24 protein-coding genes are annotated in these 24,912 nt (G+C 66.0%); 20 read left to right on the forward strand and 4 right to left on the reverse strand.

All coding sequences use genetic code 11. The features are described 5' to 3' along the window. Positions 1-195: 195 nt before the first annotated feature. From J2T23_RS13940 to J2T23_RS13985, 10 genes are all read left to right on the forward strand, one after another. A complete protein-coding gene (locus J2T23_RS13940) occupies positions 196-1,545 on the forward strand; it encodes an MFS transporter (protein ID WP_141158017.1) in 1,350 nt (449 codons plus the stop codon). 9 nt (positions 1,546-1,554) lie between these two features. Further along, positions 1,555-2,331, forward strand: coding sequence for an SDR family NAD(P)-dependent oxidoreductase (locus tag J2T23_RS13945; protein ID WP_141158016.1), 777 nt, complete (start codon positions 1,555-1,557; stop codon positions 2,329-2,331). Between the two features lie 118 nt (positions 2,332-2,449). Next, positions 2,450-3,139, forward strand: a complete 690-nt coding sequence (locus J2T23_RS13950) for a GntR family transcriptional regulator (RefSeq protein ID WP_141158015.1) — start codon at positions 2,450-2,452, stop codon at positions 3,137-3,139. A gap of 130 nt (positions 3,140-3,269) precedes the next feature. Beyond that, positions 3,270-4,268 (forward strand): sugar phosphate isomerase/epimerase family protein, encoded by a 999-nt coding sequence (locus J2T23_RS13955; RefSeq protein ID WP_141158014.1) that lies wholly within the window; start codon positions 3,270-3,272, stop codon positions 4,266-4,268. A 43-nt stretch (positions 4,269-4,311) separates the two neighbouring features. Beyond that, entirely contained in the window at positions 4,312-6,033 is a 1,722-nt protein-coding gene (gene dhaL, locus J2T23_RS13960) for a dihydroxyacetone kinase subunit DhaL (protein ID WP_307360839.1), read from the forward strand. Positions 6,034-6,047: 14 nt separating this feature from the next. Continuing rightward, positions 6,048-6,542 (forward strand): ribose-5-phosphate isomerase, encoded by a 495-nt coding sequence (locus tag J2T23_RS13965; protein WP_141158012.1) that lies wholly within the window; start codon positions 6,048-6,050, stop codon positions 6,540-6,542. Next, complete coding sequence (locus tag J2T23_RS13970) at positions 6,539-7,492, forward strand: 3-hydroxyacyl-CoA dehydrogenase family protein (RefSeq protein WP_141158011.1); 954 nt, start codon at positions 6,539-6,541, stop codon at positions 7,490-7,492. The genes J2T23_RS13965 and J2T23_RS13970 overlap by 4 nt, the downstream gene beginning before the upstream one ends. A 17-nt stretch (positions 7,493-7,509) precedes the next feature. Continuing rightward, positions 7,510-8,277 (forward strand): SDR family NAD(P)-dependent oxidoreductase, encoded by a 768-nt coding sequence (locus tag J2T23_RS13975; protein WP_141158010.1) that lies wholly within the window; start codon positions 7,510-7,512, stop codon positions 8,275-8,277. An 85-nt stretch (positions 8,278-8,362) separates the two neighbouring features. Continuing rightward, positions 8,363-9,709 (forward strand): MFS transporter, encoded by a 1,347-nt coding sequence (locus J2T23_RS13980; RefSeq protein WP_141180832.1) that lies wholly within the window; start codon positions 8,363-8,365, stop codon positions 9,707-9,709. Positions 9,710-9,738: 29 nt separating this feature from the next. After that, complete coding sequence (locus J2T23_RS13985; protein ID WP_307360843.1) at positions 9,739-10,557, forward strand: triose-phosphate isomerase family protein; 819 nt, start codon at positions 9,739-9,741, stop codon at positions 10,555-10,557. Here the strand turns inward: J2T23_RS13985 and J2T23_RS13990 are convergent. Both J2T23_RS13990 and J2T23_RS13995 read right to left on the reverse strand, forming a co-directional pair. Beyond that, on the reverse strand, positions 10,515-10,997 hold the full coding sequence (locus tag J2T23_RS13990) for an SRPBCC family protein (protein WP_141180834.1): 483 nt from the start codon (positions 10,995-10,997) through the stop codon (positions 10,515-10,517). The two genes, J2T23_RS13985 and J2T23_RS13990, sit on opposite strands and share 43 nt — an antisense overlap. Further along, entirely contained in the window at positions 10,994-11,353 is a 360-nt protein-coding gene (locus tag J2T23_RS13995) for an ArsR/SmtB family transcription factor (protein ID WP_141161354.1), read from the reverse strand. The genes J2T23_RS13990 and J2T23_RS13995 overlap by 4 nt, the downstream gene beginning before the upstream one ends. Before the next feature lie 152 nt (positions 11,354-11,505). On the opposite strand from J2T23_RS13995, the gene J2T23_RS14000 reads away from it, so the two are divergent. The 9 genes from J2T23_RS14000 to J2T23_RS14040 all read left to right on the forward strand — a co-directional run bounded on the left by J2T23_RS14000 (position 11,506) and on the right by J2T23_RS14040 (position 21,979). Continuing rightward, positions 11,506-11,910: a tautomerase family protein gene (locus J2T23_RS14000; RefSeq protein ID WP_141158006.1), complete on the forward strand. Its 405-nt coding sequence runs from the start codon at positions 11,506-11,508 to the stop codon at positions 11,908-11,910. 184 nt (positions 11,911-12,094) lie between these two features. Then, on the forward strand, positions 12,095-13,111 hold the full coding sequence (iolC, locus tag J2T23_RS14005; RefSeq protein ID WP_307360847.1) for a 5-dehydro-2-deoxygluconokinase: 1,017 nt from the start codon (positions 12,095-12,097) through the stop codon (positions 13,109-13,111). Continuing rightward, the gene (locus J2T23_RS14010; protein ID WP_307360849.1) at positions 13,108-14,046 is read left to right on the forward strand and encodes a Cgl0159 family (beta/alpha)8-fold protein; all 939 of its coding nucleotides are present in this window, start codon (positions 13,108-13,110) and stop codon (positions 14,044-14,046) included. The genes iolC and J2T23_RS14010 overlap by 4 nt, the downstream gene beginning before the upstream one ends. Positions 14,047-14,048: 2 nt before the next feature. Then, positions 14,049-16,019 carry a 3D-(3,5/4)-trihydroxycyclohexane-1,2-dione acylhydrolase (decyclizing) gene (iolD, locus tag J2T23_RS14015; protein WP_307360852.1) on the forward strand — a complete coding sequence of 657 codons (1,971 nt, stop codon included), beginning with the start codon at positions 14,049-14,051 and terminating at the stop codon, positions 16,017-16,019. Positions 16,020-16,050: 31 nt separating this feature from the next. Next, positions 16,051-17,565, forward strand: a complete 1,515-nt coding sequence (locus J2T23_RS14020; protein WP_307360854.1) for a CoA-acylating methylmalonate-semialdehyde dehydrogenase — start codon at positions 16,051-16,053, stop codon at positions 17,563-17,565. A 75-nt stretch (positions 17,566-17,640) separates the two neighbouring features. Next, entirely contained in the window at positions 17,641-18,552 is a 912-nt protein-coding gene (locus tag J2T23_RS14025) for a sugar phosphate isomerase/epimerase family protein (RefSeq protein ID WP_307360856.1), read from the forward strand. Between the two features lie 29 nt (positions 18,553-18,581). Then, positions 18,582-19,595, forward strand: a complete 1,014-nt coding sequence (locus tag J2T23_RS14030; protein WP_307360858.1) for a Gfo/Idh/MocA family protein — start codon at positions 18,582-18,584, stop codon at positions 19,593-19,595. A 72-nt stretch (positions 19,596-19,667) separates the two neighbouring features. Next, positions 19,668-20,543, forward strand: a complete 876-nt coding sequence (locus tag J2T23_RS14035; protein ID WP_307360860.1) for a sugar phosphate isomerase/epimerase family protein — start codon at positions 19,668-19,670, stop codon at positions 20,541-20,543. Beyond that, positions 20,540-21,979, forward strand: coding sequence for a sugar porter family MFS transporter (locus tag J2T23_RS14040; RefSeq protein WP_307360862.1), 1,440 nt, complete (start codon positions 20,540-20,542; stop codon positions 21,977-21,979). Before J2T23_RS14035 ends, J2T23_RS14040 begins: the two co-directional genes overlap by 4 nt. 88 nt (positions 21,980-22,067) lie before the next feature. Here J2T23_RS14040 and J2T23_RS14045 read toward each other — a convergent pair whose 3' ends face one another. Beyond that, on the reverse strand, positions 22,068-22,517 hold the full coding sequence (locus J2T23_RS14045) for a MarR family winged helix-turn-helix transcriptional regulator (RefSeq protein WP_141180842.1): 450 nt from the start codon (positions 22,515-22,517) through the stop codon (positions 22,068-22,070). Positions 22,518-22,681: 164 nt separating this feature from the next. Here J2T23_RS14045 and J2T23_RS14050 point away from each other — a divergent pair, with 164 nt between their 5' ends. Next, complete coding sequence (locus J2T23_RS14050) at positions 22,682-23,884, forward strand: MFS transporter (RefSeq protein WP_307360864.1); 1,203 nt, start codon at positions 22,682-22,684, stop codon at positions 23,882-23,884. Here J2T23_RS14050 and J2T23_RS14055 read toward each other — a convergent pair. After that, positions 23,881-24,897 (reverse strand): LacI family DNA-binding transcriptional regulator, encoded by a 1,017-nt coding sequence (locus J2T23_RS14055; RefSeq protein ID WP_307360867.1) that lies wholly within the window; start codon positions 24,895-24,897, stop codon positions 23,881-23,883. The genes J2T23_RS14050 and J2T23_RS14055 overlap by 4 nt on opposite strands. Positions 24,898-24,912: the final 15 nt, after the last annotated feature.

The following is a 24,912-nucleotide window of genomic DNA, read 5'->3' on the forward strand; positions in this document are numbered from 1 at the left end:
GCGGCAGGCAATCCACCAGATCTGCGGAGGGGACTGCCATGCGTCTGGTGTTGACGACCACATTTACCTGTGACTAGAATCTCAGTCAGACATCTGACATCTGATGTCACCCCCGAAAATGCCGCCAGCCAAAGGAGTCGTCATGCGCGCGCATTCCCCTTTTGAGGGTCCCCACACCACCACCGGAGGCCTGCGATGACCTCCCGTGCCACTGCCCCCGCACTCAGCCAACTGGGCGAGACCACCCTCCGCAAGGTCCGCCGGCGGCTGATGCCCCTGATCGTCCTCCTCTACTTCATCGCCTACCTGGACCGGAACAACGTGGGCTTTGCCAAGCTCGGCATGCAGGGCGACATTGGCCTGACCGAAGCTGCCTACGGCCTGGGCGCCGGCATCTTCTTCCTCGGCTACGCACTGCTGGAGATTCCATCCAACGGCGGCATGTACCGCTTCGGCGCCCGCAAATGGATCGCCCGCATCCTGATCAGCTGGGGCATCTTCGCCACCGCGATGTTCCTGGTGAACGGTGAAGCCACCTTCTACGTCATCCGCTTCCTCCTCGGCGCGGCAGAGGCCGGCTTCTTCCCGGCGATCCTCTTCTACCTGACGCTGTGGTTCCCGGCAGCGCAGCGCGTGACGGTGCTCGGCATCTTCATCCTCGCCCAGCCCATCTCCAACGCCCTGGGCGCGCCAGTGTCCGGCATGCTCCTGAACCTCGAGGGCGTGGCCGGCCTGCACGGCTGGCAGTGGCTCTACATCCTCGAAGGCATCCCGGCCATCATCCTGGGCATCATTACGCCTTTCGTCATGACGGACCGCCCCGAACACGCCAAGTGGCTCAAGCCGGAAGAACGTGATTGGCTCTCCACCACCATGGCTGCGGAGCTGGCGGACAAGCAGAAGGCCGGCAACCACAACTTCCTCGCCGGCCTGAAGGACTCCCGCACCATTGCCTATTCGGCGCTGTACTTCGGCCTGGTCTGCGGCATCTACGGCCTTGGCCTTTGGCTGCCCACCATCGTTAAGGCGCTCGGAACGTTCGACTCAACGCAGGTGGGATTCATCGTCTTCATCCCGTACGCCATCGCTGCCGTGTTCGTCTACTTCTGGAGCAAGCGTTCGGACCGCACCGGCAACCGCGTTTGGCACGCCAGCGCCAGCATGGTGCTTGCCGCCGTCGGACTCCTGGGCGCCGGCTTCCTGCTCCCCGTCAACGCCGTGCTCGCCATGGTCTTCCTGACCCTGGCAGCAATGGGCATCTACTCCGCAATTGCGCCCTTCCTGGCTATGCCGTCCGCCGCCCTCACCGGCGCCGCGGCAGCAGCCGGACTGGCCATGGTCAACTCGCTCGGCAACCTGGGCGGCTTCGTGGCCCCCTACATCGTGGGCATCCTCAAGGACGCCACCGGAAACTCCCAGACCGGCCTGGTGTTCCTGGCCGCCTGCCTCGCCGTGACTGCCGCCGCCACCTACCTTTACGCACGCAAGCGGCCGGAAGGTGTCTCCGCACCCGGAGCCACCGTTCCTGCCGCCGATACCCACTAGGAAACAGCAATGACTACAGAGCACGCATTCCCCGCAGAACGTACCGCGGTCCTCACCGGGGCGGCATCCGCCCGGGGCATTGGCCGCGCTACCGCAGACCGGCTGGCCAGCCAGGGCTGGTCCATCGCCATCCTGGACATCAACGCCGAAGACGCCAGGGCGGCAGCGGCGGAAATCGGCTCCAGCCGTGCCGTCAAGGCGATCGGCGTAGGCGCCGACGTCTCGGACGAGGCTTCGGTGGACCGTGCCATCACGGAAATTGAGCAGTCCCTTCCGCCCATCGTGGGACTGGTCAACCTGGCCGGAATCAGTTCCCCCACTCCCTTCATGGAGACCACCGTGGCGGAATGGGACAAGGTCTTCGCCATCAACATGCGTGGCACCTTCGTGGTGTCCCAGCGGGTCCTCAAGGGCATGATTGAGCGGGAGCTCGGGCGGATCGTCAGCATCTCCTCCATCTCCGCCCAGCGCGGCGGAGGAACGTACTCCAAGGTCGCCTACAGCGCTTCCAAGGCCGGCATCCTCGGGTTCACCCGTGCCCTGGCGCGCGAAGTCGGTGAGCACAACATTACGGTGAACGCCATCGCGCCCGGCCCGATCGATACGGACATCATGGGTGGAACGCTGAGTGACGAGCGCAAGGCCCAGATGTCAGAGGGGATCATGATGGGCCGGGTGGGAACCCGCGAGGAAGTGGCTGCCCTGATCGCGTTCCTCCTCAGCGAGGATGCCGGCTACATCACGGCCGCGACCTATGACATCAACGGCGGCCTGCAGGTTTCCTGACGTCCGCTTTCCCGGTACCCCGGCGCACGGTGCCGTACGGCCCGCCGGCCGCACGGCACCGCCGCCGCGGTGTGTCATCCGCAACGTCCCGCCCCTGCAGCGGCTATAGGATTTCTACATGGCAACCAAGAGCAAGGCCACCGGCGGGGTGAGCAGGCAGGTCCTCGCGGACCACGTCTACGAGGCGCTTTTGGTTGCCCTTATGGACGGCCGGCTGGAAGCGGGTACGCCGGTCAGCATTGACGGGATGGCCAGGGAGCTGGACGTCTCGCCGACGCCGGTGCGGGAGGCGCTTGCCCGGCTGGAAGCCACCGGCATGGTTCGAAGGATGGCGCTGCGGGGCTACCGGGTAGCCCCGCTGTTTTCTCCGGAAGAGCTGGCGGACCTGATGGACGCCCGGCTTGTGATCGAACCAGCCAACGCCTTCATGGCCTGCAAGCACGCAGACCAGGAGCTCACCGGGCAGCTTCAGCAGGCCATCGAGGACCTGAAAGCCGCGCCGCGCGGCCCGTCCTTTGCCGAGTTCCGGGCCTACTGGGAAGCGGACGAGCGCTTCCACCGGCTCATTGCCGAGTCGGCGGAAAACCAATTCCTGCTGTCCGCCTACAACGCGTTGGGCGGCCAGGTACAGCGTTTCCGCTTCTTCGGTGGCCTGGGCGTAACCGACGCCGACTACGCCATCGCCGAACATACCGAGATCCTCAAGGCCTTTGAAGCCGGCGACGCCGAACTTGCCCGGCAAAAAATGATCGACCACATCGAGGGCGTCAAGCAGCGCTCGCAGCACGACAGCGAAGTGCGCAGCTAGCAGCACGCCCGGGGTCCGGAAAGGCCCCCAACCCACGACTCCCCCCAGGGGAATCCACCCGCAAACCCTTGACAGGATCCCTTATCAGCGTAGATCCTATAGGAAATGCGATTCATGATCTGGAGTGACAATGCCGTACACCGCTGAAAACTGGCCCATCGCCGCCGCCCTGCTGCAGTTCCCCGGAACCCGGCCGGACGGGACCGCCGTCCAGGACGCCCCTGCCAGCGAATGGCAGCAGGTCTTCGAAGAAGTGGCGGACGCCGGTTTCACCAATGCCGACCTCACAGACAGCTGGGTCCGTCCCGGCGACCTTTCCAGCGCCCGGCTGGACGAGCTGAAAGCCGCCGCCACGGCTGCGGGCCTCGGCCTTCCCTCCATCTCCGCGATCCGCCGCAGCGTGATCGAGGAAGGGAACTGGGAGGAAAACCTGGCCTACACCCACCGGACGCTCGAAGCCGCGGCACAGCTTGGCTGCGAGGTTGTCTCGATCGGGCTCCACCAGGCCATTACCCCGGAGCAGCGGAAGCAGCTGTGGTTCTGGACCGTCGAAGGCCACAAGGACCCGGTGGGTGACAAGGAAAGCTGGAACAACGCCGTCACCCGCATCCGCGAAGTGGGCAAGCACGCCGCCGAACTTGGCCTGCTGGTGTCGCTGGAGATGTACGAGGACACGTACCTGGGCACCGGCGACTCCTCTGTGCAGCTGGTCCAGGACATCGACCTGCCCAACGTTGGGCTGAACCCGGACCTGGGCAACCTGATCCGCCTGCACCGCCCCATCGAAGACTGGCGGGAGCTGGTGCACAAGACCCTGCCTTACTCCAACTACTGGCACGTCAAGAACTACATCCGCGATGAAGACCAGGCCCGCGACCAGTACGTCGCCATGCCGGCTCCCATGGAATCAGGCCTGATCAGCTACCGCGAGGCGTTCCAGTTCGCCATCTCGGTCGGCTTCCAGGGCGTGATCTGCACGGAGCACTACGGCGGCGACGGCCTGAGCGTGACAGCCGCCAACCAGGACTACCTCCGCCGCCAGGTCCTGCCCAAGCGCGACGGCTACACCCTGGGCACCAGCCTGGTGGCCCAGGGCCGGCAAACCCCCGCGGCAGTCCCTGCACGCTAGCCGGCAGGCTTCCCAACCGATCCAACGGGTTTAACGAGGAATCATGACAAAGATATTTGATGATCCAGCGCAGTTCGCAGACGACGCCCTTGACGGCTTCGTGGCCGCCAACCGCCAGTATGTGGCGCGTGTCGACGGCGGTGTTGTCCGCTCCACCGAATCACCCGCCGGCCAGGTGGCCCTGGTCATCGGCGGCGGCTCCGGCCACTACCCGGCTTTTGCCGGCCTTGTGGGCGCAGGGCTGGCCGCCGGAAGCGCCTGCGGCAATATGTTTGCGTCCCCCTCCGCGGGGCAGGTGTACCGCGTGGCCAAGGCATCCCAGGCCGGCGGGGGAGTCCTGCTCAGCTATGGAAACTATGCTGGCGACGTCCTTCACTTTGGCCAGGCCCAGGACAAACTGAACGCCGAAGGAATCGAGACCCGGACCGTCTTGGTCACCGATGACATTGCCAGCGCCCCGCTGGAGGAAATCACCAAGCGCCGCGGCATCGCCGGGGACCTGACGGTCTTCAAGGTGGCCGGCGCGGCAGCGGAAGCGGGCCTGGACCTGGACGAGGTGGAGCGCCTCGCCATCAAGGCCAACCACCACACCCGCTCGCTCGGCGTTGCCTTTGCCGGCTGCACCCTTCCCGGGGCAGCCGAACCTTTGTTCACGGTGCCTGAGGGCATGATGTCGGTGGGTCTGGGCATCCACGGTGAACCAGGCATCTCCGAGCAGCCCCTGCCATCCGCCAGCGAACTTGCCCGGCTCCTGGTCGACGGCCTGCTGAAGGACAAGCCGGACGCCGCGGGCACCAGGGTGGTGCCGATCCTGAACGGCCTGGGAACGGTCAAGTACGACGAACTCTTCCTGCTTTTCGGCAAGATCGAGGCGCTGCTGACCGGGGCCGGACTGGAAATCGTGGAGCCGGAGTGCGGCGAGCTGGTGACCAGCCTGGACATGTCCGGGCTGTCCCTGACGCTGTTCTGGCTGGACGCGGAACTGGAGACATTCTGGGCAGCGCCTGCCGACACCCCTGCCTTCCGCAAGGGCAACCTGGCTCCGCGCCGGGCCCGCTCCGTGGAGGCACTCGCCGAAGCTGGAACGGCGCCCGCGCTGGCCGCCACGCCGGCATCGACTGCCCTGGCCGCGACGGCGGTGGGCGCGCTGAAGGAAGCCCGGTCCGTCGTCGTCGAACACGAGGACGCGCTTGGCAAACTGGACGCCATCGCCGGGGACGGCGACCACGGCATCGGCATGCGCCGCGGCGTTGATGCCGCCGTTGCCGCCGCAGAGAAGTCCCACGCGGCCGGCGCCGGTCTCGAGGAACTCCTCACGGAGGCGGGCGAGCAGTGGGCCGAGCGCGCCGGCGGCACCTCCGGCGCCCTGTGGGGCGCGGCCGTCGCCGCCGTCGGCAAAACCTTGGGCAGCAAGGATTCCTACACCGCCTCGGATGCGGCCGCAGCCGTCAACGCCCTCCGCGATGCCATCATCACCCTGGGCAAGGCGGAAGCAGGGGACAAGACCATGGTGGATGCGCTGCTTCCGTTCGCCGAGACCTTCAACCGCGCAATTGACGACGGCGGCAGCCTGGCCGCAAGCCTCCGTGCGGCAGCGGAGGCGGCAGCAAAAGCCGCTGACGAGACCGCCGGGCTCAGCCCGAAGAAGGGCCGGGCACGCCCGCTGGCCGAAAAGAGCCTGGGCCATCCCGACCCCGGTGCTGTGTCCTTCGGCCTCATCGCCCGGCGGCTGGCCGATTACGCCGCCACCATCGAAAGCCACTAAAGGAGAGAACCCTGATGACTGAGCAATCCCAGCCGGGCTGGCGCATCGTTGTCGGCAATGACGAAGCCGGTGTCGAATACAAGAATGCCCTGCGCAAACTGCTGGAGGCGGACCCCCGCGTCGCGTCGGTGGAAGACGTGGGAGTCGGCGCCGACGACACCACGGCCTACCCGCACCTGGCCGTCGCCGCCGCCCGCAAAGTGGCTGCCGGCGAAGCGGACCGCGCCCTGCTGATCTGCGGCACGGGCCTGGGCGTCGCCATCTCCGCCAACAAGGTGCCGGGCATCCGGGCCGTCACAGCGCACGACAGCTACTCCGTGGAACGCTCCGTGCTGTCCAACAACGCACAGGTCCTCACCATGGGCCAGCGCGTCATTGGCCTTGAACTGGCCAAGAAGCTGGTGGGCGAGTGGCTCAACTACCGCTTCGATGAAAACTCCGCATCCGCGGCCAAAGTAGACGCCATTTCCTCCTATGAGGACGCGTCGGAAGGACTTGAGGACAAATGACCACTCGCAACATCGCCGTCGTCGGCTCAGGCTACATGGGCGGCGGGATCGCCCAGGTCCTGGCACTGGCAGGAGCCCGCGTGGCACTCGCCGACGTCTCCGCCGAAATCGCCCAAAGCAACTACGAGCGGCTTTTGAAGGAATCCGACGAATTCGTGGCGGCCGGCCTCTTCCCGGCCAACGCCACGGACCTGCTCAAGGAAAACCTTTGGGCCGCCAAGGACATCGAAGAAGCCGTGGCCGGCGCCGAATACATCGAGGAGGCGGTGCCGGAGATCCTCGAGATCAAGCACGCCACTTTGGGCCGGATCAGCGCCGCCGCCCGGCCGGACGCCATTATCGGTTCCAACACCTCCACCATCTCCATCGCCAAGCTCGCCGAAGTGGTGGAGAATCCGGAGCGCTTCCTGGGCGTCCACTTCTCCAACCCGGCCCCCTTCATCCCCGGTGTGGAAGTCATACCGCACGAAGGGACCTCGGAGGCCACGGTCCAGGCCGCGCGCACCATCGTGGGGGAGACCGGCAAGGAAACCGCCACCGTCAAGGACGTCACCGGCTTCGTGCTGAACCGGCTCCAGTACGCCCTGTTCCATGAGGCAGCCCAGGTCGTGGAGGAAGGCATTGCCACCGCGGAGGACGTGGACACCCTGGTCCGCACCACCTTCGGCTTCCGGCTGCCGTTCTTCGGGCCGTTCGCGATCGCCGACATGGCCGGCCTGGACGTTTACGCGTTCTGCTACAAGTCCCTCCAGACGGGGTTCCCGGAACGGTTCGCCACCCCGAAGATCCTGCAGGAAAAGGTCGACGCCGGCCAGCTGGGCACCAAGACCGGGTCCGGATTCCTGGACGTCCCGGCAGACCGGACCGCCGCCCTGGTTGCCTACCGGAACAAGGCGTACGTCGCCATGCAGAAGCTCATTGAAGAGCTGGGCCCGGCCCCGCTTTCCTGATCCCTAAGGAACCCTCCATGACAGCATTTCCCACAGACCGCACGGTGATCGTTACCGGCGCCGTCTCCGAGCGCGGCATCGGGCGCGCCACCGCGGACTACCTTGCAGAGCGCGGCTGGAACATCGGCGTGATCGATATCGACGACGCAGCCTGTAAGGCCGCGGCCAAGGAGCTTGCCGAAAAACACGGAATCAAAGCCCACGGTGCCGGTGCAGACGTCAGCGACGAGGCGTCGGTCCGGGCGGCCATCGACGGGATCGAGGCCGAACTTCCGCAGCTTGTGGCCCTCGCCAACATTGCCGGCGTGAGCTCCCCGGTGCCGTACCTTGAGCTGGACGCCGCCGAATGGGACCGCGTACTCAGCATCAACCTGAACGGTGTCCACTACGCCACCCGTCGCGTGGCCGAATCGATGGTCAAGAACCGGGTGGGCCGGATCGTCAACATCTCCTCCGTCTCGGCGCAGCGCGGCGGCGGAACCTTCAGCAAGACCCCGTACTCGGTGGCCAAGGCCGGCGTCATCGGCCTGACCCGCGCCACCGCCCGCGAGCTGGGCCCGTACGACATCACGGTCAACGCGATCTCACCCGGTCCGATCGACACCGACATCATGGGCGGCACCCTCAGCGAGGAACGCAAGGATGAACTCGTCAAGGACCTGGTGGTGAACCGGGTGGGCTCCACCCGCGACATCGCGGCGGCCATTTCCTTCCTCATCGGCGAGGACGCCGGCTACATCTCCGGCCAGACGCTGAACGTCGACGGCGGCCTGTACATGCACTGACGGCACCCCGACCAGGGTGCCACCACAAGCCCCGCGGACCGCCGGCCCGCGGAACCACCAACGTCACCACTCGAAGGAGAGTGTCGTGTCCGAAACCACCGCAACATCCAAGGAACTCCTGGCCCGTCCGGTCCTGAAGTCCGCGATTTCCAAGGCAGCCCGCCGGCTTATGCCGATGCTGGTCATCCTGTACGTCGTGTCCTTCCTGGACCGCACCAACGTCGGCTTTGCCGAGGCCGCCCTAGGGGCGGACAAGGGGGTGTCTGCCGCGGCCTTCGCCCTCGGCGCCGGCATCTTCTTCATTGGCTACGCGCTTTTCGAGATTCCCAGCAACCTGCTGCTCAAGAAGGTCGGCGCCAAGATCTGGCTGGCGCGCATCGCCATCACCTGGGGCATCGTCTCGGCATGCTTCGCGTTCGTGCAGGGCGAGACCTCGTTCGTGATCCTGCGTTTCCTCCTGGGCGTAACCGAAGCCGGGCTGTTCCCCGGTGTGATCATGTACCTCGCCGAATGGTTCCCCAACAAGGTGCGCGTGCAGATGTTCGCCATCTTCTACCTGGCCCAGCCGTTCTCCCAGATGATCGGCAACCCCCTCTCCGGCTGGCTGATCAACATCGGCGACCAGGTGCCGGGACTGCGTGGCTGGCAGGTCATGTTCTTCGTTGAGGGCCTGCTGGCCGTCCTGGCCGGCATCGCGGCGTTCTTCTTCCTGATCAACGGCCCCGCAAAGGCCAAGTTCCTTAACAGCGAGGAAAAGTACGCGCTGAAGGAGGTCATGGCCCTGGAGGACACCATCAAGGACGAGACCGGGCCCCGCGGCATCCTCGCCGCCATGCGCAACGGCCGGGTCTGGTACTTCACCGTGATCTACTTCTGCCTGCAGGTCGCAGTGTACGGCGTGACGTTCTTCCTGCCGCAGCAGGTGTCCTCGCTGACCGGACAGAAGGTGGGGCTCGCCGTCGGCCTGCTCATCGCCGTCCCGTGGTTCTTCGGCATCTTCTCCTGCTACTTCATCGGCAAGGCCGCAGACACGGTGGCCAAGCGCCGCAAGTTCGGCACCGTCCTGTTTATCTCCACCGGCCTGTGCATCTTCGGGTCGGCCTGGGCAGGTACCAACCACCAGCCCGTCCTGGGCATGATCTTCATAACCCTGGCCGTCTGTAGCTTCCTGGCCGTGGGCCCGGTGGTGTGGTCCTATCCCACCGCGTTCCTTGCCGGGTCTGCTGCCGCCGCAGGTATCGGACTGATCAACTCCCTGGGCAACCTGGGCGGCTTCGTGGCACCCATCCTGCGGACCGCTGTCAATGAGGCCACCCAGTCGCCAACGGGTTCCATGGGCGTCTACGCACTGGGCGTCCTGCCGTTCGTGGCGGCGGCGATGATGTTCGCCACCAGGCGGTTCAAGAACAAGGCCGACGACCTGCTCGACTGAGCGCTCCACACCATCCACGCAAGGAAACCATGAGCACCTCCGGCAGCAGCACAGGCAACAGCCCCCTTTACATCGGTGTCAGCACCAAGATGTACCTGGGCTACCAGGCAAGCCTGCGCTGGCTGTCGGAGGTGCGTTCCATCGTGGACAACATGCCCGGACTGGGCATGGATTCTGCCACGGAGTCCCCGGTCCGGGTCTTCGTCATCCCTTCCTTCCCTGTCCTGGAGCCCGCCGCGCGGATCCTGGCAGGTTCGCCCGTACTCCTCGGCGCGCAGAACTGCGCCTGGGGCGACGGGCCACTGACCGGTGAAGTCAGCCCCGGCATGCTGGCCGAACTTGGCGTCTCCCTCGTCGAGATCGGCCATGCCGAACGCCGCAAACTTTTCGCGGAGGACGACGCCGTGGTGGCACGCAAGGTTCGTGCCGCCGTCGAAAAGTCCCTCACCCCGCTGCTCTGCATCGGCGAGCCGGACAGGCTCGACGACGGAGCTGCCGCCGCCTTTTGCGTGCAACAGGTCCGCGCCGCCACGGACGGCGACCCCGCCCTGCTGAACCGCCTGGTCCTGGCCTACGAACCAGTCTGGGCCATCGGTGCGGAGGAGCCCGCCCCACCGCGCCACGTCAACGCCGTCCTGGCGCGGATCCGTGCAGAGCTTGGCCCTGCCTGCCCCCTTATCTACGGCGGCAGCGCCGGGCCCGGACTGCTTCCCCGGCTGCCGGCCGCGGACGGACTCTTCCTGGGCCGTTTCGCCCACGATGCCGACAACCTTGGCCGTGTGCTGGACGAAGCCCTCCTCCTGCGTCAGACCGATGCGCCCGCCAACAGTTCGTCCAGCCGCTCGTAGCCTTCGGACATGCCACCCTCCATGCCTGAGTGCAGCATGCCGTCGCGTGCCTCCATGCTCTGGTACATGGCGTGGCCCCGCAGCCGGCACCGGCCGCCGTCGAGCTCCTCGAACGTCATGGACTCCAGGCTGACCGAGTCCGGATAGCCGCCGAACTCGAAGGTCTGCAGGGCGAACTCGTTCTCGCGCACCGTGTGGAAGATGCCACGGAATTCGTACGGCACCCCCTCCGGGCCGGTATGGATATACCGGTAGCTTCCGCCCGTGCGGAAGTCGTAGTGGTCCATTTCCATCTTCATGCCCCGCGGGCCAAGCCATTGGACCACCAGTTCCGGGTCCTTGTGGGCCCGGAACACGTCCGCGACCGGAAAGTCGAACTCACGCTCGAAGTCGATGTAGGGGAGCCCCTCGGGGGCGGTGATCTTCAGTTCGTTGGTCATTTCCTGTCCTTTGCCTTTGGCGCCGTTTGCCCGGCGCTGGATTCAAGCACCGCATCGAGGCTGCGGAACTGCCCTTCGCGGACCAGCCTGTACTGGTCGATCCAGGCAGTGAGCGCCTCCAGCCGTGCAGGGTTCAGGTGGACGGGCCGGCGCTGGGCGTCCCTGCTGCGGGTGACCAAATTTGCCTGCTCGAGTACCTGGATGTGCTTCGAAACTGCCTGTTTGGAAATCTCGAAGGGTTCGGCCAGGTCATTGACGGTGGCCGGACCACGGCTCAACCGGGCGATGATGCGTCGACGAACGGGGTCGGCCAGGGCAAGGAAAGCCACGTCCAAAGCCGCGTCGTCATCCGCCACGATTCCCACCCTCTCATAATCAACCTAAATATTTATAAACCTCTAGGTTGATTAATACTAGGCCTGCCTGTCATCATCCGCAAGAGGTGTCTTGCGATATCAAAATCGTGTTTGTTAGTATGTCAGCACAAACTACGTAAAGGAGAAGCTCCATGCCATTGGTTCGCATTGACGTTAACGAAGGCCGCACCGCGGGCGAGCTGCAGCAGCTGAGCCGCGGAATCCACGACGCGATCCTTGCGGAGTACGGCATTCCGGAGCGGGACTACTTCCACATCCTTACCGAGCACCCGCGGGGGCAAATCTTCGCGCAGGACGCCGGACTGGGGTTCGAGCGCACCGGGGGAGTGGTGATGATCCAGATCTTCACCCAGGGCGGCCGGTCCCAGGAGGCCAAGCAACAGCTCTTTGCTGCAGTGGCTGAAAAGCTTGCCGAAGTTGGGGTTGCCGGCGAGGACGTCTTCATCGGCTATGTCGAAAATACTGCCGGCGACTGGTCTTTCGGCTTTGGCCGCGCCCAGTACGTGACGGGCGAATTGGCCGTTCCGCGGAAGTAGCGCGGGCGTGCCCATCCGGGGCGGCTTGTTCGAATCCATGTTGTAAGTATGTCAGTACAAACCTTTGACAGGACATTCGATCTAGGGCAAAGTAGTCCGTGTGGCCCACGCCACGGCCTGCCAGTCCCGGACCTCCTGCTCCGCAAAGGACCCGAGTTCCACACCAGAAAGGTCCACGATTCCCGTGACCCACGAGCTTCTTACGATCGGGCGCATCAGCGTTGATATCTACCCGAACGACATCGGGGTTGGCCTGGAGGACGTCAACTCCTTCGGCAAATACCTGGGCGGTTCACCGTCCAACGTCGCCGTCGCCGCTGCCCGGCACGGCCGCCGGACGGGCGTCATCACCCGCACCGGGGACGATGCGTTCGGCACGTACCTCCACCGGGAACTGCACAAGTTCAACGTCGACGACACATTCGTTACGCCGGTCGCCGGCCTGCAGACACCGGTGACATTCTGCGCCATTAAACCGGCCACAGACGAGTTTCCGCTGTACTTCTACGGCCGTTTTCCCACCGCTCCGGACCTGCAGATCAAGGCTGAAGAGCTGGACCTCGAAGCCATCCGCGGGGCCCGCATCTTCTGGTCCACGGTGACCGGCCTGTGCCAGGAGCCTTCCCGCTCCGCGCACCTCGCTGCCCATGAGGCCCGTCCACGCACCGGCCTGGCCGAGGGGCAGTTCACCATCCTGGACCTGGACTACCGGCCCATGTTCTGGGCCTCCGAGGAAGAAGCCTGCGCAGAAGTGGCCAGGATCCTCCCGCATGTCACCGTCGCCATCGGCAATGACAAGGAATGCGCCGTGGCCGTAGGGGAGGGAACCCCGGACGAGCAGGCGGACCGGCTGCTGGCCGCCGGCGTCGAGATCGCCGTCGTCAAGCTCGGTGCCGAAGGCGTGATGGCCAAGACGCGTACCGAGCGCGTGGTCTCCGCCCCCGTCCCGGTGGAAACCCTCAACGGCCTGGGTGCCGGTGATTCGTTCGGCGGCGCGTTCTGCCACGGGCTGCTGTCCGGCTGGCCGCTGGAGCAGGTCCTGGACTACGCGAACGCCGCGGGAGCGATTGTGGCCTCCCGCTTGTCCTGCGCCGATGCGATGCCGACGCCGGACGAAGTCACCTCGCTGCTGGCCGAACGCGGCCGTACCGTGCCGGGTGCGGCTTCCGGCGCTTCAATTCCCGAAGGAGCAGCACTGTGACCCTCACGCACGCCGCCTCGACCAACGCCGTGGATGACAATCCCCGCCGCTACGAGCACCTGAGCACCATCCGCCTCGAAGACCCGGACGCCGTGGCCCGCGCGGCGAAGTCACGCCGCCACCACCCCGGCGTAAAGGCCGGCCGGCAGAACTTCATCGTCGCCGCCGACCACCCGGCGCGCGGTGCCCTGTCCGTCGGCAGCGATCCGGTGGCCATGGCGGACCGGCGCCAGTTGCTGGACCGGCTGCAGATCGCCTTGGCCAACCCGGCCGTTGACGGAGTCCTGGCTTCCCCGGACATCATGGACGACCTCCTCCTGCTGGGCGCCCTGGACGGCAAGCTGGTGTTCGGATCGATGAACCGCGGCGGCCTGTCCGGCCTGGTCAACGAGTTCGACGACCGGTTCACCGGCCACACCGCCGCCGCCCTCGAAGCGCTCGGTGCGGACGGCGGCAAGATGCTGACCCGTATCTGCCTGGGCGACCCGGACACCGTGGTGACCCTGGAAGCGACAGCCAAGGCCATCGATTCCCTGGCGGAGCGGAAATTGATCGCCATGGTGGAGCCGTTCCTGTCCTTCCGCGAAAATGGCCGGGTCCGCAACGACCTTTCCACCAACTCCGTGATCAAGTCCATCGCCATCGCCGAGGGCCTGGGTTCCACGAGCGCCTACACCTGGATGAAGCTTCCCGTGGTGGCGGAGATGGAACGCGTCATGGCCGCCACCACCATGCCAACCGTCCTCTTGGGCGGGGACCCGGACGGATCCCAGGACGAAGTCTTCGCCACCTGGGGAGCTGCCCTGTGCCTGCCCGGCGTCCAGGGCCTCACCGTTGGCCGCACCCTCCTTTACCCTGCGGATGGGGACGTCGCCGGCGCCGTTGCCGCGGCAGCCTCGCTCCTGCACCACACCACAGAACTCCCGGAGAACTAGCCATGGGCACAACTACGCGCAGGATGACGGTGGCCCAGGCCGTCGTCGAATACCTTTCCACGCAGTACACCGTGGACACGGTGGGCGGCGTTGACTACCGTGAGCGGCTGATTCCGGGCACGTTCGGAATTTTCGGGCACGGCAACGTGGCCGGCGTGGGCCAGGCGCTGAAGCAGTACCAGCAGCAGGACCCGGCCCTGATGCCGTATTACCAGGGCCGGAACGAGCAGGCCCAGGTCCATCAGGCCGTCGGCTATGCCCGGCACACCCGCCGCCGCCAGACCTACGCCATCAGCACCTCGATCGGTCCGGGTTCGTCCAACCTCCTCACCGGCGCCGCCCTGGCCACCACCAACCGGCTCCCGGTGCTGCTGCTGCCGTCCGATACGTTTGCCACCCGCGCGGCCGACCCCGTCCTGCAGCAGCTGGAGCAGCCGTACGCCTATGACATCACCGTCAACGACGCGTTCCGGCCGCTGTCCAAGTTTTTCGACCGGGTGAACCGTCCGGAGCAGCTCTTCTCCGCGTTCCACCACGGACTGCGGGTCCTGACGGACCCCGCCGAGACCGGCGCTGTCACGATTTCGCTGCCGCAGGACGTCCAGGCCGAAGCCTTCGACGTCCCCGCCGAGTTCCTGGCGGAGCGGGAGTGGCGGATCCGCCGCCCCGAGGCCGACGACGAGGACATCGCCCGCGCCGCCGCAGCGATCCGCGCGGCGAAGCGTCCGCTGATCATCGCCGGCGGCGGCGTCCTCTACGCCTATGCCAACGAGGAACTGGCAAAGTTCGCCGAGCTGACCGGGATTCCGGTGGGTAACACGCAGGCCGGCGTCGGCGTGCTGCCATGGGACCACCAGTTCTCCCTCGGTGCCATTGGTTCCACGGGCACGACGGCGGCGAACGCCATCGCCGCCGGGGCGGACCTGGTCATCGGCATCGGTACCCGCTACGAGGACTTCACCACTGCGTCCCGGACCGCGTTCCAGAACCCCGACGTGAAGTTCGTGAACATCAACGTCGCCCCGATCGACGCCTACAAGCACGGCACCGCGCTGCCGATCGTTGCCGATGCCCGCAAGGCCCTGGTCAAGCTCAACGCAGCTTTGGGCGGTTACCGGGTCGGGGCAGACCTGGAAGAGAAGGTCGCCGCCGAGAAGAAGCGCTGGAACGCCACCGTGGACGAGGCGTTCGACACCCGGTACACCCCGTTGCCGGCGCAGAACGAGATCATCGGCGCCACCAACCGGGCCATGGACGCCCGCGACGTGGTCATCTGCGCCGCCGGGTCCCTGCCTGGTGACCTGCACAAGATGTGGCGCGTGCGGGACCCGTTCGGCTACCACGTCGAATACGCCTACTCCTGCATGGGCTACGAGATCCCTGGCGGACTTGGAGTCAAGCGCGCCGCCATCGCCGAAGCAGCACGTACGACGGCGGCAGGCGGGCCGGGTGATCAGGTGCGGGACGTCGTCGTGATGGTGGGGGACGGCTCCTACCTGATGATGCACACGGAGTTGGTCACCGCCGTCGCCGAACGCATCAAGCTGATCGTGGTCCTGATCCAGAACCACGGCTACGCCTCCATCGGCTCCCTGTCCGAATCCCTCGGGTCCCAGCGGTTCGGCACCCAGTACCGGGCGCTGGACGAGGAGCAGCACAGCTTCGACAACGGCGAGACCCTGCCGGTGGACCTGGCCCTTAACGCCCAGTCCCTGGGCGTGAAGGTCATCCGGATCGAGCCCGGCGGGAAAGTCATCGCCGAACTGGAACAGGCCATCCGCGACGCCAAGGCCGCCCCCGAGAACAGTGGCCCGATCCTGATCCACGTCGAATCGGACCCGCTCCTTGACGCCCCGTCCTCCGAGTCATGGTGGGACGTCCCCGTTTCGCAGGTCTCCGAACTGGACTCCACCAAGCAGGCCTTCCAGACCTACGTCGACCACAAGTCCCGCCAGCGCAAACTGCTCGGCTAAGCACACTTTCCACTACTCAAGGAAGAGTCACATGACTGCCACCACCACCGAAACCACGGTTATCAACCACTTCATTAACGGCGCCGAGACCGCCGGCGAAGGCGACCGAACCACGAACGTGTACAACCCGGCCACCGGTGCGGTGACCGGCGAACTGCGCCTGGCCAACCGGGCCGACCTGGACACCGCCGTCGCCGCCGCCCGCAAGGCCGCCGACACCTGGGGCGACATTTCCCTGGCCAAGCGCACCGCCGTGCTGTTCAAGTTCCGCGAACTCGTCGCCGCCCACGTCGATGAACTGGCCCAGCTGGTCACCGCCGAGCACGGCAAAGTCCTCTCCGACGCCAAGGGCGAGATCGGGCGCGGCCTGGAAGTCGTCGAATACGCCTGCGGGATCCCCACCCTGCTCAAGGGCGACTACTCGGACCAGGTCTCCACCGGCATCGATGTGTTCTCCTTCCGCGAGCCGCTCGGCGTGGTCGCGGGCATCACGCCGTTCAACTTCCCGGTCATGGTGCCGCTGTGGATGGCGCCGATGGCGATCGCCACCGGCAACGCGTTCATCCTCAAGCCCTCCGAACGCGACCCCTCCGCCTCGCTGCTGCTGGCCAGTCTGTGGAAGGAGGCCGGGCTGCCGGACGGTGTGTTCCAGGTCCTGCACGGCGACAAGGAAACGGTCGACGGGCTGCTGACCCACCCGGACGTGGACGGCATCTCCTTCGTCGGGTCCACCCCGATCGCCCAGTACGTCCACGAAACCGCCACGAAGCACGGCAAGCGCGTCCAGGCCCTGGGCGGGGCAAAGAACCACGCCATCATCCTGCCCGACGCCGACCTGGACAACGCGGCCGACCACCTCGCCGCCGCTGCGTTCGGCTCCGCCGGGGAACGCTGCATGGCCATCTCGGTCGCCGTCGCCGTTGGAGACGCCGCCGACGCCCTGGTCGCCAAAGTCCAGGAGCGCGCCGAAGCCGTCCAGGTCAACAACGGCACCGAACCCGGCGCCGAAATGGGGCCGGTCATCACCCCGGCGTCCAAGGAACGCATCGTCAAGATTGTCACAGAGGCGGAAACTGCCGGCGCCGCCATGGTGGTGGACGGCCGCGACCTCGTGGTCCCGGGCCACGAGAACGGCTTCTGGGTGGGCCCCACCGTCATCGACCACGTGAAGACCGAAATGACCGCTTACAAAGAGGAAATCTTCGGACCCGTCCTCGTCGTGGTCCGCGTCGACACCCTTGAAGACGGCATCACGCTGATCAACGCCAACCCCTACGGGAACGGCACCGCCATCTTCACCTCCTCCGGCGCCGCCGCCCGCAAGTTCCAGCGGTCGGTGACCGTGGGCATGATCGGCATCAATGTGCCCCTCCCGGTCCCGGTGGCGTACCACTCCTTCGGCGGCTGGAAAGCATCCCTCTTCGGCGACAAGCACATCTACGGACCCGAAGGCGTATCCTTCTACACCCGCGGCAAGGTGGTCACTTCCCGCTGGCCCGAAACCCACCACGCCTCCGGCGCCTCCTACAACTTCCCCTCCAACTGATCCCCACCGCCACCCTCGGCTCGCAAGCCCGGCCAGGGAACCCTGGCTGGGTGGCCCCTATCAAAGAGACAGACAATGACTGAGAACAAGCTGATCATCGGCACGGCGCCGGACTCCTGGGGCGTCTGGTTCGCGGATGACCCCAAACAGACCCCGTGGGAACGCTTCCTGGACGAGGTGGCCGAATCCGGCTACAAGTGGATCGAACTGGGCCCCTACGGCTACCTGCCCACAGACCCCGCCCGCCTGGCGGAGGAACTCAAGCAGCGCGACCTGCAGATCTCCGCCGGCACGGTGTTCACCGCCTTCCACCGTGGCCTGGACCAGTGGGAAACAGCCTGGGAGCCGGCCCGCAAGGTGGCTGAACTGACGGCGGCCATGGGCGGCGAGCACATCGTGGTCATCCCGGCCATGTGGCGCGACGACGTCACAGGCGAAGCCGTGGAAAGCGGCACCCTGGACGACAAGGCCTGGAGCGACCTGTTTGACGGCCACAACCGCCTGGGCAAGACCCTCCTGGAGGACTTCGGCCTGAAGCAGCAGTTCCACTCCCATGCCGACTCCCACGTGGGCGCGCAGGCGGACATCGAGACGCTGCTCGGTGCCACGGACCCGCAGTACCTGAACCTCTGCCTGGACACGGGCCACGCCGAATACTGCGGCGCCTCCAGCCTGGAACTGATCAAGAATTACCCGGACCGGATCGGCTACCTGCACCTGAAGCAGATCAACCCGGACATCCTCAGGCGGGTCAACGAGGAAAACATGACATGGGCAGCTGCCAACCTGGCCGGCGTCATGACCGAACCGCCCAACGGCCTGCCGGACCTGCGCGCCGTCATCGACGCCGTGGAAGCGCTCAACCGGCCCATCTTCGGCATCGTGGAGCAGGACATGTACCCCGTGGCCTTCGACGTCCCCATGCCCATTGCCAAGCGCACGCGCAACTACCTGCTGTCCTGCGGCTCCCGCACCGCCGTCAGCTAACCCGCCACAGACACTGAAGGAACAAAACAATGACTGAAACCCTCCGCGTCGCCGTCATCGGCGCAGGCCGCATGGGCGCCGACCACATCCAGCGCCTCAACAAGCGCATCCACGGAGCCGAGGTTGCCGCCGTCGTCGACGTTGATCTCGCCCGAGCCCAGGCCGCCATCCAAGGCATTCCGGGCGCCGTGGCCCTCGCCGATGCCGAAGAAGCGCTCAACAACGGTGATGTCAACGCCGTCCTGATCGCCACCCCCGGTTTCCTGCACGAGGACATCCTGCTCAAGGCCCTCGCCAGGGATATCCCCATCCTCTGCGAAAAGCCGCTCACCCCCGACGCCGCATCCTCCTGGAAGATCGTCGAGGCAGAGGTGGCTCTGGGCCACAAGCGGATCCAGGTGGGCTTCATGCGCCGCTTCGACGCCGAGTACGCCACGCTGGGTTCGATCATCCGCAACCACGAACTCGGCGAACTGTTGATGCTGCACCACCAGCACCGCAACCCGAGCACCCCCGAGGGCTTCACCAACGAGATGCTGATCAACGACTCCGTGGTCCACGAGTTCGACGCCATCCGGTTCTTCACGGGTGAGGAAATCACCAGTGTCCAGGTTCGCCTGGGCAAGGCCACCCGGAACGCCCCGAACGGCCAGCACGACCCCCAGCACGTCCTGCTGGAGACCGAGTCCGGCGTGCTGGCCGACGTCGAAATCTACGTCAACGCCAAGTTCGGCTACGAGGTGGCCACCCAGGCCTCGTTCGAGGACGGCATCGTCAGCATCGGCGGCGACAAGGGGCCCTACACCCGCAGCTCCGGCCGCTGGGGCGGCAACGTTACTCCGGGCTTCGAAGAGCGCTTCGGTGCGGCCTACGACGTCGAAATCCAGTCATGGGTTGATGCGGCACTTAAGGGCGGAATCGGCGGCCCCTCCGCCTGGGACGGGTACGCCACCGCGGCGTGCTGCGAAGCAGGCGTCGAAGCGCAGAAGAATGGTGAAAAGGTCGCCGTGAAGCTGGCCGCAAAGCCCGACCTCTACAAGTAGGACAAACAAGGGGACGGAATGCATTCCGTCCCCTTCTCCTGCCCCCTGACTGATCCACAATGGAGTGTTTTCGTGAAAATCGCACTTGACCCCACCCCGTTCCACCACTCGCACAGCCTGCTGGAGTTCCCCAAGGTGGTGGCGGACCTTGGCTACAAGTACATGCAGATGACCCCGCACGCGGACTTCATCCCCTTCTTCAACCACCCCAAGGCGGACGATGAGCTGGTGGGCCAGCTGAAGAAGGCCTGCAAGGATGCCGGAATCGAGATCGCCTCGGTCCTGCCGGTGCTTCGCTGGTCCGGCCCGGACGAGGACGCGCGTGAGGCCGCCGTCCGCTACTGGAAACGTGCCATCCAGATCACCGTGGACCTGGGCGTCAGCACCATGAACACCGAGTTCAGCGGCAGGCCGGAAAAGGCCGAGGAATCCGAGCGGGCGTTCTACCGTTCCATGGAGGAACTGCTGCCCATCATCGAGCGTGAGGGCATCGACTTGCTGGTCGACCCCCACCCCGACGACTTCGTGGAGGAAGGCCTCGCCGCCATCCGCGTGATCCGGGGCGTGAACTCGAAGAACGTCGGCATGGTCTACGTGGCGTCGCACAGCTTCCACATGAAGAACTCCCCGCTGGACATCATGCGGGCGGCGGGGGACAAGCTCCGCCTGGTCCACGTGGCCGACACCATGGACCACCACGCCTCACACGGGCTGCGCTACATCACCAACCCGCCGGGCAACCCGGTCCGCGTCCACCAGCACCTGAAGATCGGCGACGGCGACGTCAACTGGGACGAGTTCTTCGGCGGCCTGAAGGAAATCGGCTTCCTGGACCGCGAGAATACTGTGATGGTCTCCAGCGTCTTTGCCGAAAACGAATATGCCGAAGAGGTCTCCCGCTACCAGCTGGAAACCATGAAGCAGTACGTCCAAAAGGTAAGCCTATGAGTTCGCCTGCCTCCGGGAGGTCAGCGTCCATGCAGCCCGGCAACCATCACCGGGCCCTGCGGACCGTCACCATCATCTCCACCTTCGGCGGCCTGCTGTTCGGCTACGACACCGGCGTGATCAATGGCGCACTGCCGTATATGCAGGAGGACCTGGGCCTTACGCCGCTCACCGAAGGCCTGGTCACATCGTCCCTGCTGTTCGGTGCAGCCTTCGGCGCCCTGTTCGGCGGACGCCTGGCGGACCGCAACGGCCGACGCAAAATGATCATGGTGCTGGCGGTCATTTTCCTCGCGGGCACCATCGGCTGCACCTTCGCGCCCAACACCGGAGTGATGATCGCCGCCCGGTTCATCCTGGGACTCGCCGTGGGCGGGGCATCGGTGACAGTGCCCGTGTACCTGGCGGAGGTATCGCCGAGCAACCGGCGCGGCCGGATCGTCACCCAGAACGAACTCATGATCGTCACCGGGCAGCTGCTTGCGTTCATCTTCAACGCCTACCTGGGCAACTCCTTCGGTGAATCGCACGGCATCTGGCGCTGGATGCTGGTCATCGCCACCCTGCCGGCCATCGCGCTGTGGATCGGGATGAACTTCATGCCCGAGAGTCCACGCTGGCTGGCCTCCATCGGCAGCTTCGGCGAGACGCTCAGCGTGCTGCAGCGGATCCGGTCGCAGGAGGAAGCCCGCAGGGAATTCGAGGAAGTCAAAGCCATGGCCGTGGAGGACTACAAGTCCAAAATGGGTTCATGGAAGGACCTGGGCATCCCGTGGCTCCGCAGGATCTTCGTGGTGGGCCTGGGCCTCGCGGTGATCCAGCAGATCACCGGCGTGAACTCGATCATGTACTACGGCACCCAGATCCTCTCGCAGTCCGGCTTCGGACGCGAAGCTGCCTTGACGGCCAACATCGCCAATGGCGTCATTTCGGTACTGGCCACGTTCGTGGGGATCTGGCTGCTGGGCAGGGTGGGGCGGCGCAGGATGCTGATCACCGGGCAGGTGGGGACCACCACGGCACTGTTGCTGATCGGCTTCTTCTCGCTGATCCTGCCGGAGGGCTCCGCCCGGGGCTTCGTCATCCTGGCACTCACTGTGACGTTCCTGGCCTTCCAACAGGGCGCAATTTCCCCGGTCACCTGGCTGATGCTCTCGGAAATCTTCCCGCTGAAGATCCGCGGCCTGGGCATGGGGGCCTCGGCCTTCCTGCTGTGGATCGTGAACTTCCTGATCGGATTCGGATTCCCGCAGTTGCTGGCCGCCATCGGCATCTCCAACACGTTCTTCGTGTTTGCAGTCCTTGGCGTGGGAGCCATCGCCTTCGCCGCGAAATACGTTCCCGAAACCAGGGACAAAAGCCTTGAGGACCTGGAGCACTACTTCAAAAACGTCGCCGACGGCAAAGCTGAGGCGTCCGCCGCAAAGATTTCCTGACCGGACCAGCCACACCCGGTTCTTCACAGCAACGCCCCCACGAGCATCCGCGCGGGGGCGTTGCTGGTGTCTTTAAGGAGCCGGTGTCCTAGGCGCGCGCGTGCAGCCGCGGCAGCGCATCCACCAGCGGTGCCAGCTCGGGGATGTCCCGCGCCGCTCCCAGGGCACGTTCCAGGGTGGCGTCGTGCACCGGCCTCGCTTCCTCAAGGAGGCTGAGGCCGCTCGGCGTTAACTCCGTGTAGATGCCGCGGCGGTCGTCGTCGCACAGGATCCGGGTCAGCAGGCCCCGGTCCTCCAGCCGGTTCACCAGCCGGGTGGTTGCGCTGGGGCTCAGTGCCGTGGCGCGCGCCAGCTGCTGCATCCGCATGTGCCAGCCGTCCTGCCGGCTCAGGGCATCAAGCACCGTGTATTCCACCACGGACAGCTTTGACTCGGCCTGGAGGCTGCGTTCCAGTTCGTTTTCGATCAGCCCGTGCAGGGCTGCCAGGGTGCGCCAGCCCTGGGCACGGACCTCAACGGCGTCGTCCTTGATGCCCATGGTTGCTCCTTCGAAGACGGCGGAAGGCGCCATCCATTGCTGCGGTCATAGATAGTTGCTTGCGCGGTATATTTGCATGTACAACAATAAATACCGCGCCTGCAACTATCTTAGGCGCCTTCCCGCCTCGGGAACAACCACGAACAGCTCAAAGGAGCATCCTCATGCCTGTTGGCCTGATAGCACTCGCCCTGGGCGGGTTTGGCATTGGACTCACGGAATTCGTGATCGCCGGCCTCCTCCCGCAGGTAGCCGCGGACTTTGCAGTCAGTGAAGCGTCCGCGGGCTGGTTCATCTCCGGCTACGCACTCTCCGTGGTGGTGGGAGCGCTCGGCCTGACCGCAGCCGTAACCCGCTTCCAGCGCAAACCCGTGCTGGCCGCCCTGCTGGTCCTGTTCATTGCCGGCAACCTGCTCTCCGCTACGGCGGACGGTTACTGGGCCATGATGCTGGGCCGCGTCATCGCAGCCCTTTCGCACGGCGCCTTTTTCGGAATCGGAGCCGTGGTGGCGGCCGGCATGGTTCCGCCCAGCAAGAAGGCAGGGGCCATTGCCCTGATGTTCACCGGGCTGACGGCCGCCAATGTCCTGGGCGTCCCGTTCGGAACCCTGCTGGGCCAGGCGGCCGGCTGGCGCGCCACGTTCTGGGCCATCACCGTCATTGGCGTAGCCGCGCTCGCCGGGATCCTTGCACTCGTCCCCGCATCTGCCGGTGGAACGGAAGAGGCGCCCAGCCTCCGCTCCGAACTGCGTGCCTTCCGCTCCGGGCAGGTATGGCTGTCCATCGTGGTGACCATCCTGGGCTTCGGCGGCATGTTCGGTGCGTTCACCTACATCGCCTACACCCTCACGGAGGTATCCGGATTTGCCGCCTCCACCGTGCCGTGGCTGCTCATTGTCTTCGGCGTGGGCCTCTTCGCCGGCAACACCCTGGGCGGGAAGGCCGCCGACCGCAACGTGGACAGGACGCTGCTGGTGGTGCTCGCCGCGCTCACCGTGGTCCTGGTGGCGTTCGCCCTGACGGCCACCAACCCCGTCCTGACGATCATCTCTTTGGTGCTGATGGGCGGCTTCGGCTTCGCCACCGTCCCGGGCCTGCAGATGCGCGTCATGAAGTACGCCGCCGGTGCTCTCACCCTCGCCTCCGGCGCCAATATCGGTGCCTTCAATGTGGGCAACGCCCTGGGCGCCTGGCTGGGCGGCGTCACCATCACCGCCGGCTTCGGTTACACCTCGCCCATCTGGGCAGGCGCAGCCATTACGCTGGCCGGCGTGGTGGTGATGGCCCTCGCCGCGGCGGGCGCCAAGCGGGGCGAACAGCAGCCGGGCAAAGAGGTGCGGGCCGTGGACGAGCTGGCCGTCCGCTAAGCGGCGGGATCCGAGGAGCGGCGCACCATCAGGGCGGGTTCAAGCTTCCGGGTCCCGGCCTGTCCGGCCGTCCCGGCGACCCGCTCCAGCATGGCTTGCGCCGCCAGCCGGCCCAGCTGCCCCGCGTGCTGGTCAATGGACGTCAGGCCAATCAGGAGGGAGGCCGCTACTTCGATGTTGTCGCAGCCGACGATCGCCACGTCGCCCGGAACGGACAGTCCGCGCGACGCCAGGGCCTCCATGATGCCGATGGCGGTGAGGTCATTGTGCGCAAAGACGGCGGTGGGGAGCGTGGCGCCGGAGTCCAGGAACTGCTCCATCACGGCCCGGCCGCCGCGTTCGGTCATGTCGCTGTGGACCAGCTGTGGCTCCAGCCCGAACTGTTCCATGGCGTGCAGGTAGCCCTCCCGCCGCGCGGTATAGGGGAGCCAGTCCGAGATGTCCACGTGGGCGATCCGCCGGTGCCCCAGTCCGTACAGGTGCTCCACGGCAAGCGCTCCGGAACGGAAGTCGTCGGTCAAAACGGAATCCACGCCGTCGACCTCCAGCTCCCGGGTGATGACGACGGCGGGCGTCCCCCGCAGTGCCCCGGCCAGCTCCGCCGAGGTGCCGGTATAGCCCGCCAGCAGGACGCCGTCCACGCGCAGGTCCACGAAGGACCGGACGGCTTCCAGTTCCGTTCCCGGATCAGCCGAGCCGACGGCGACCATCACCTGGTTGCCGCTCCCCGCCAGGCCTTCGGTGATGCCGTCATAGATGTCTGCGAAGACCGGGTTGTGCAGGTCGAGGAAGAGGACTCCGATGGTGTTGGTCCGGTGGCTGGCCAGCCGGCTGGCCAGCCTGTTGGGCGAGTAGCCCAGGGCGGCGGCTGCTTCCAGCACGGCCGTCCGCTTGGCGGGGGAGACCTTGGGGGAATCCCGCATGACCAGGGACACCAGGGCGCGGCTCACCCCGGCGTCCCGTGCCACATCCTCCATGGTCACGGACCGCGGCGCAGGAGACGTCTGTTTCACAAGACTCCACTATGC

This window comes from Pseudarthrobacter niigatensis (assembly GCF_030812615.1).
Classification (GTDB): domain Bacteria; phylum Actinomycetota; class Actinomycetes; order Actinomycetales; family Micrococcaceae; genus Arthrobacter; species Arthrobacter niigatensis.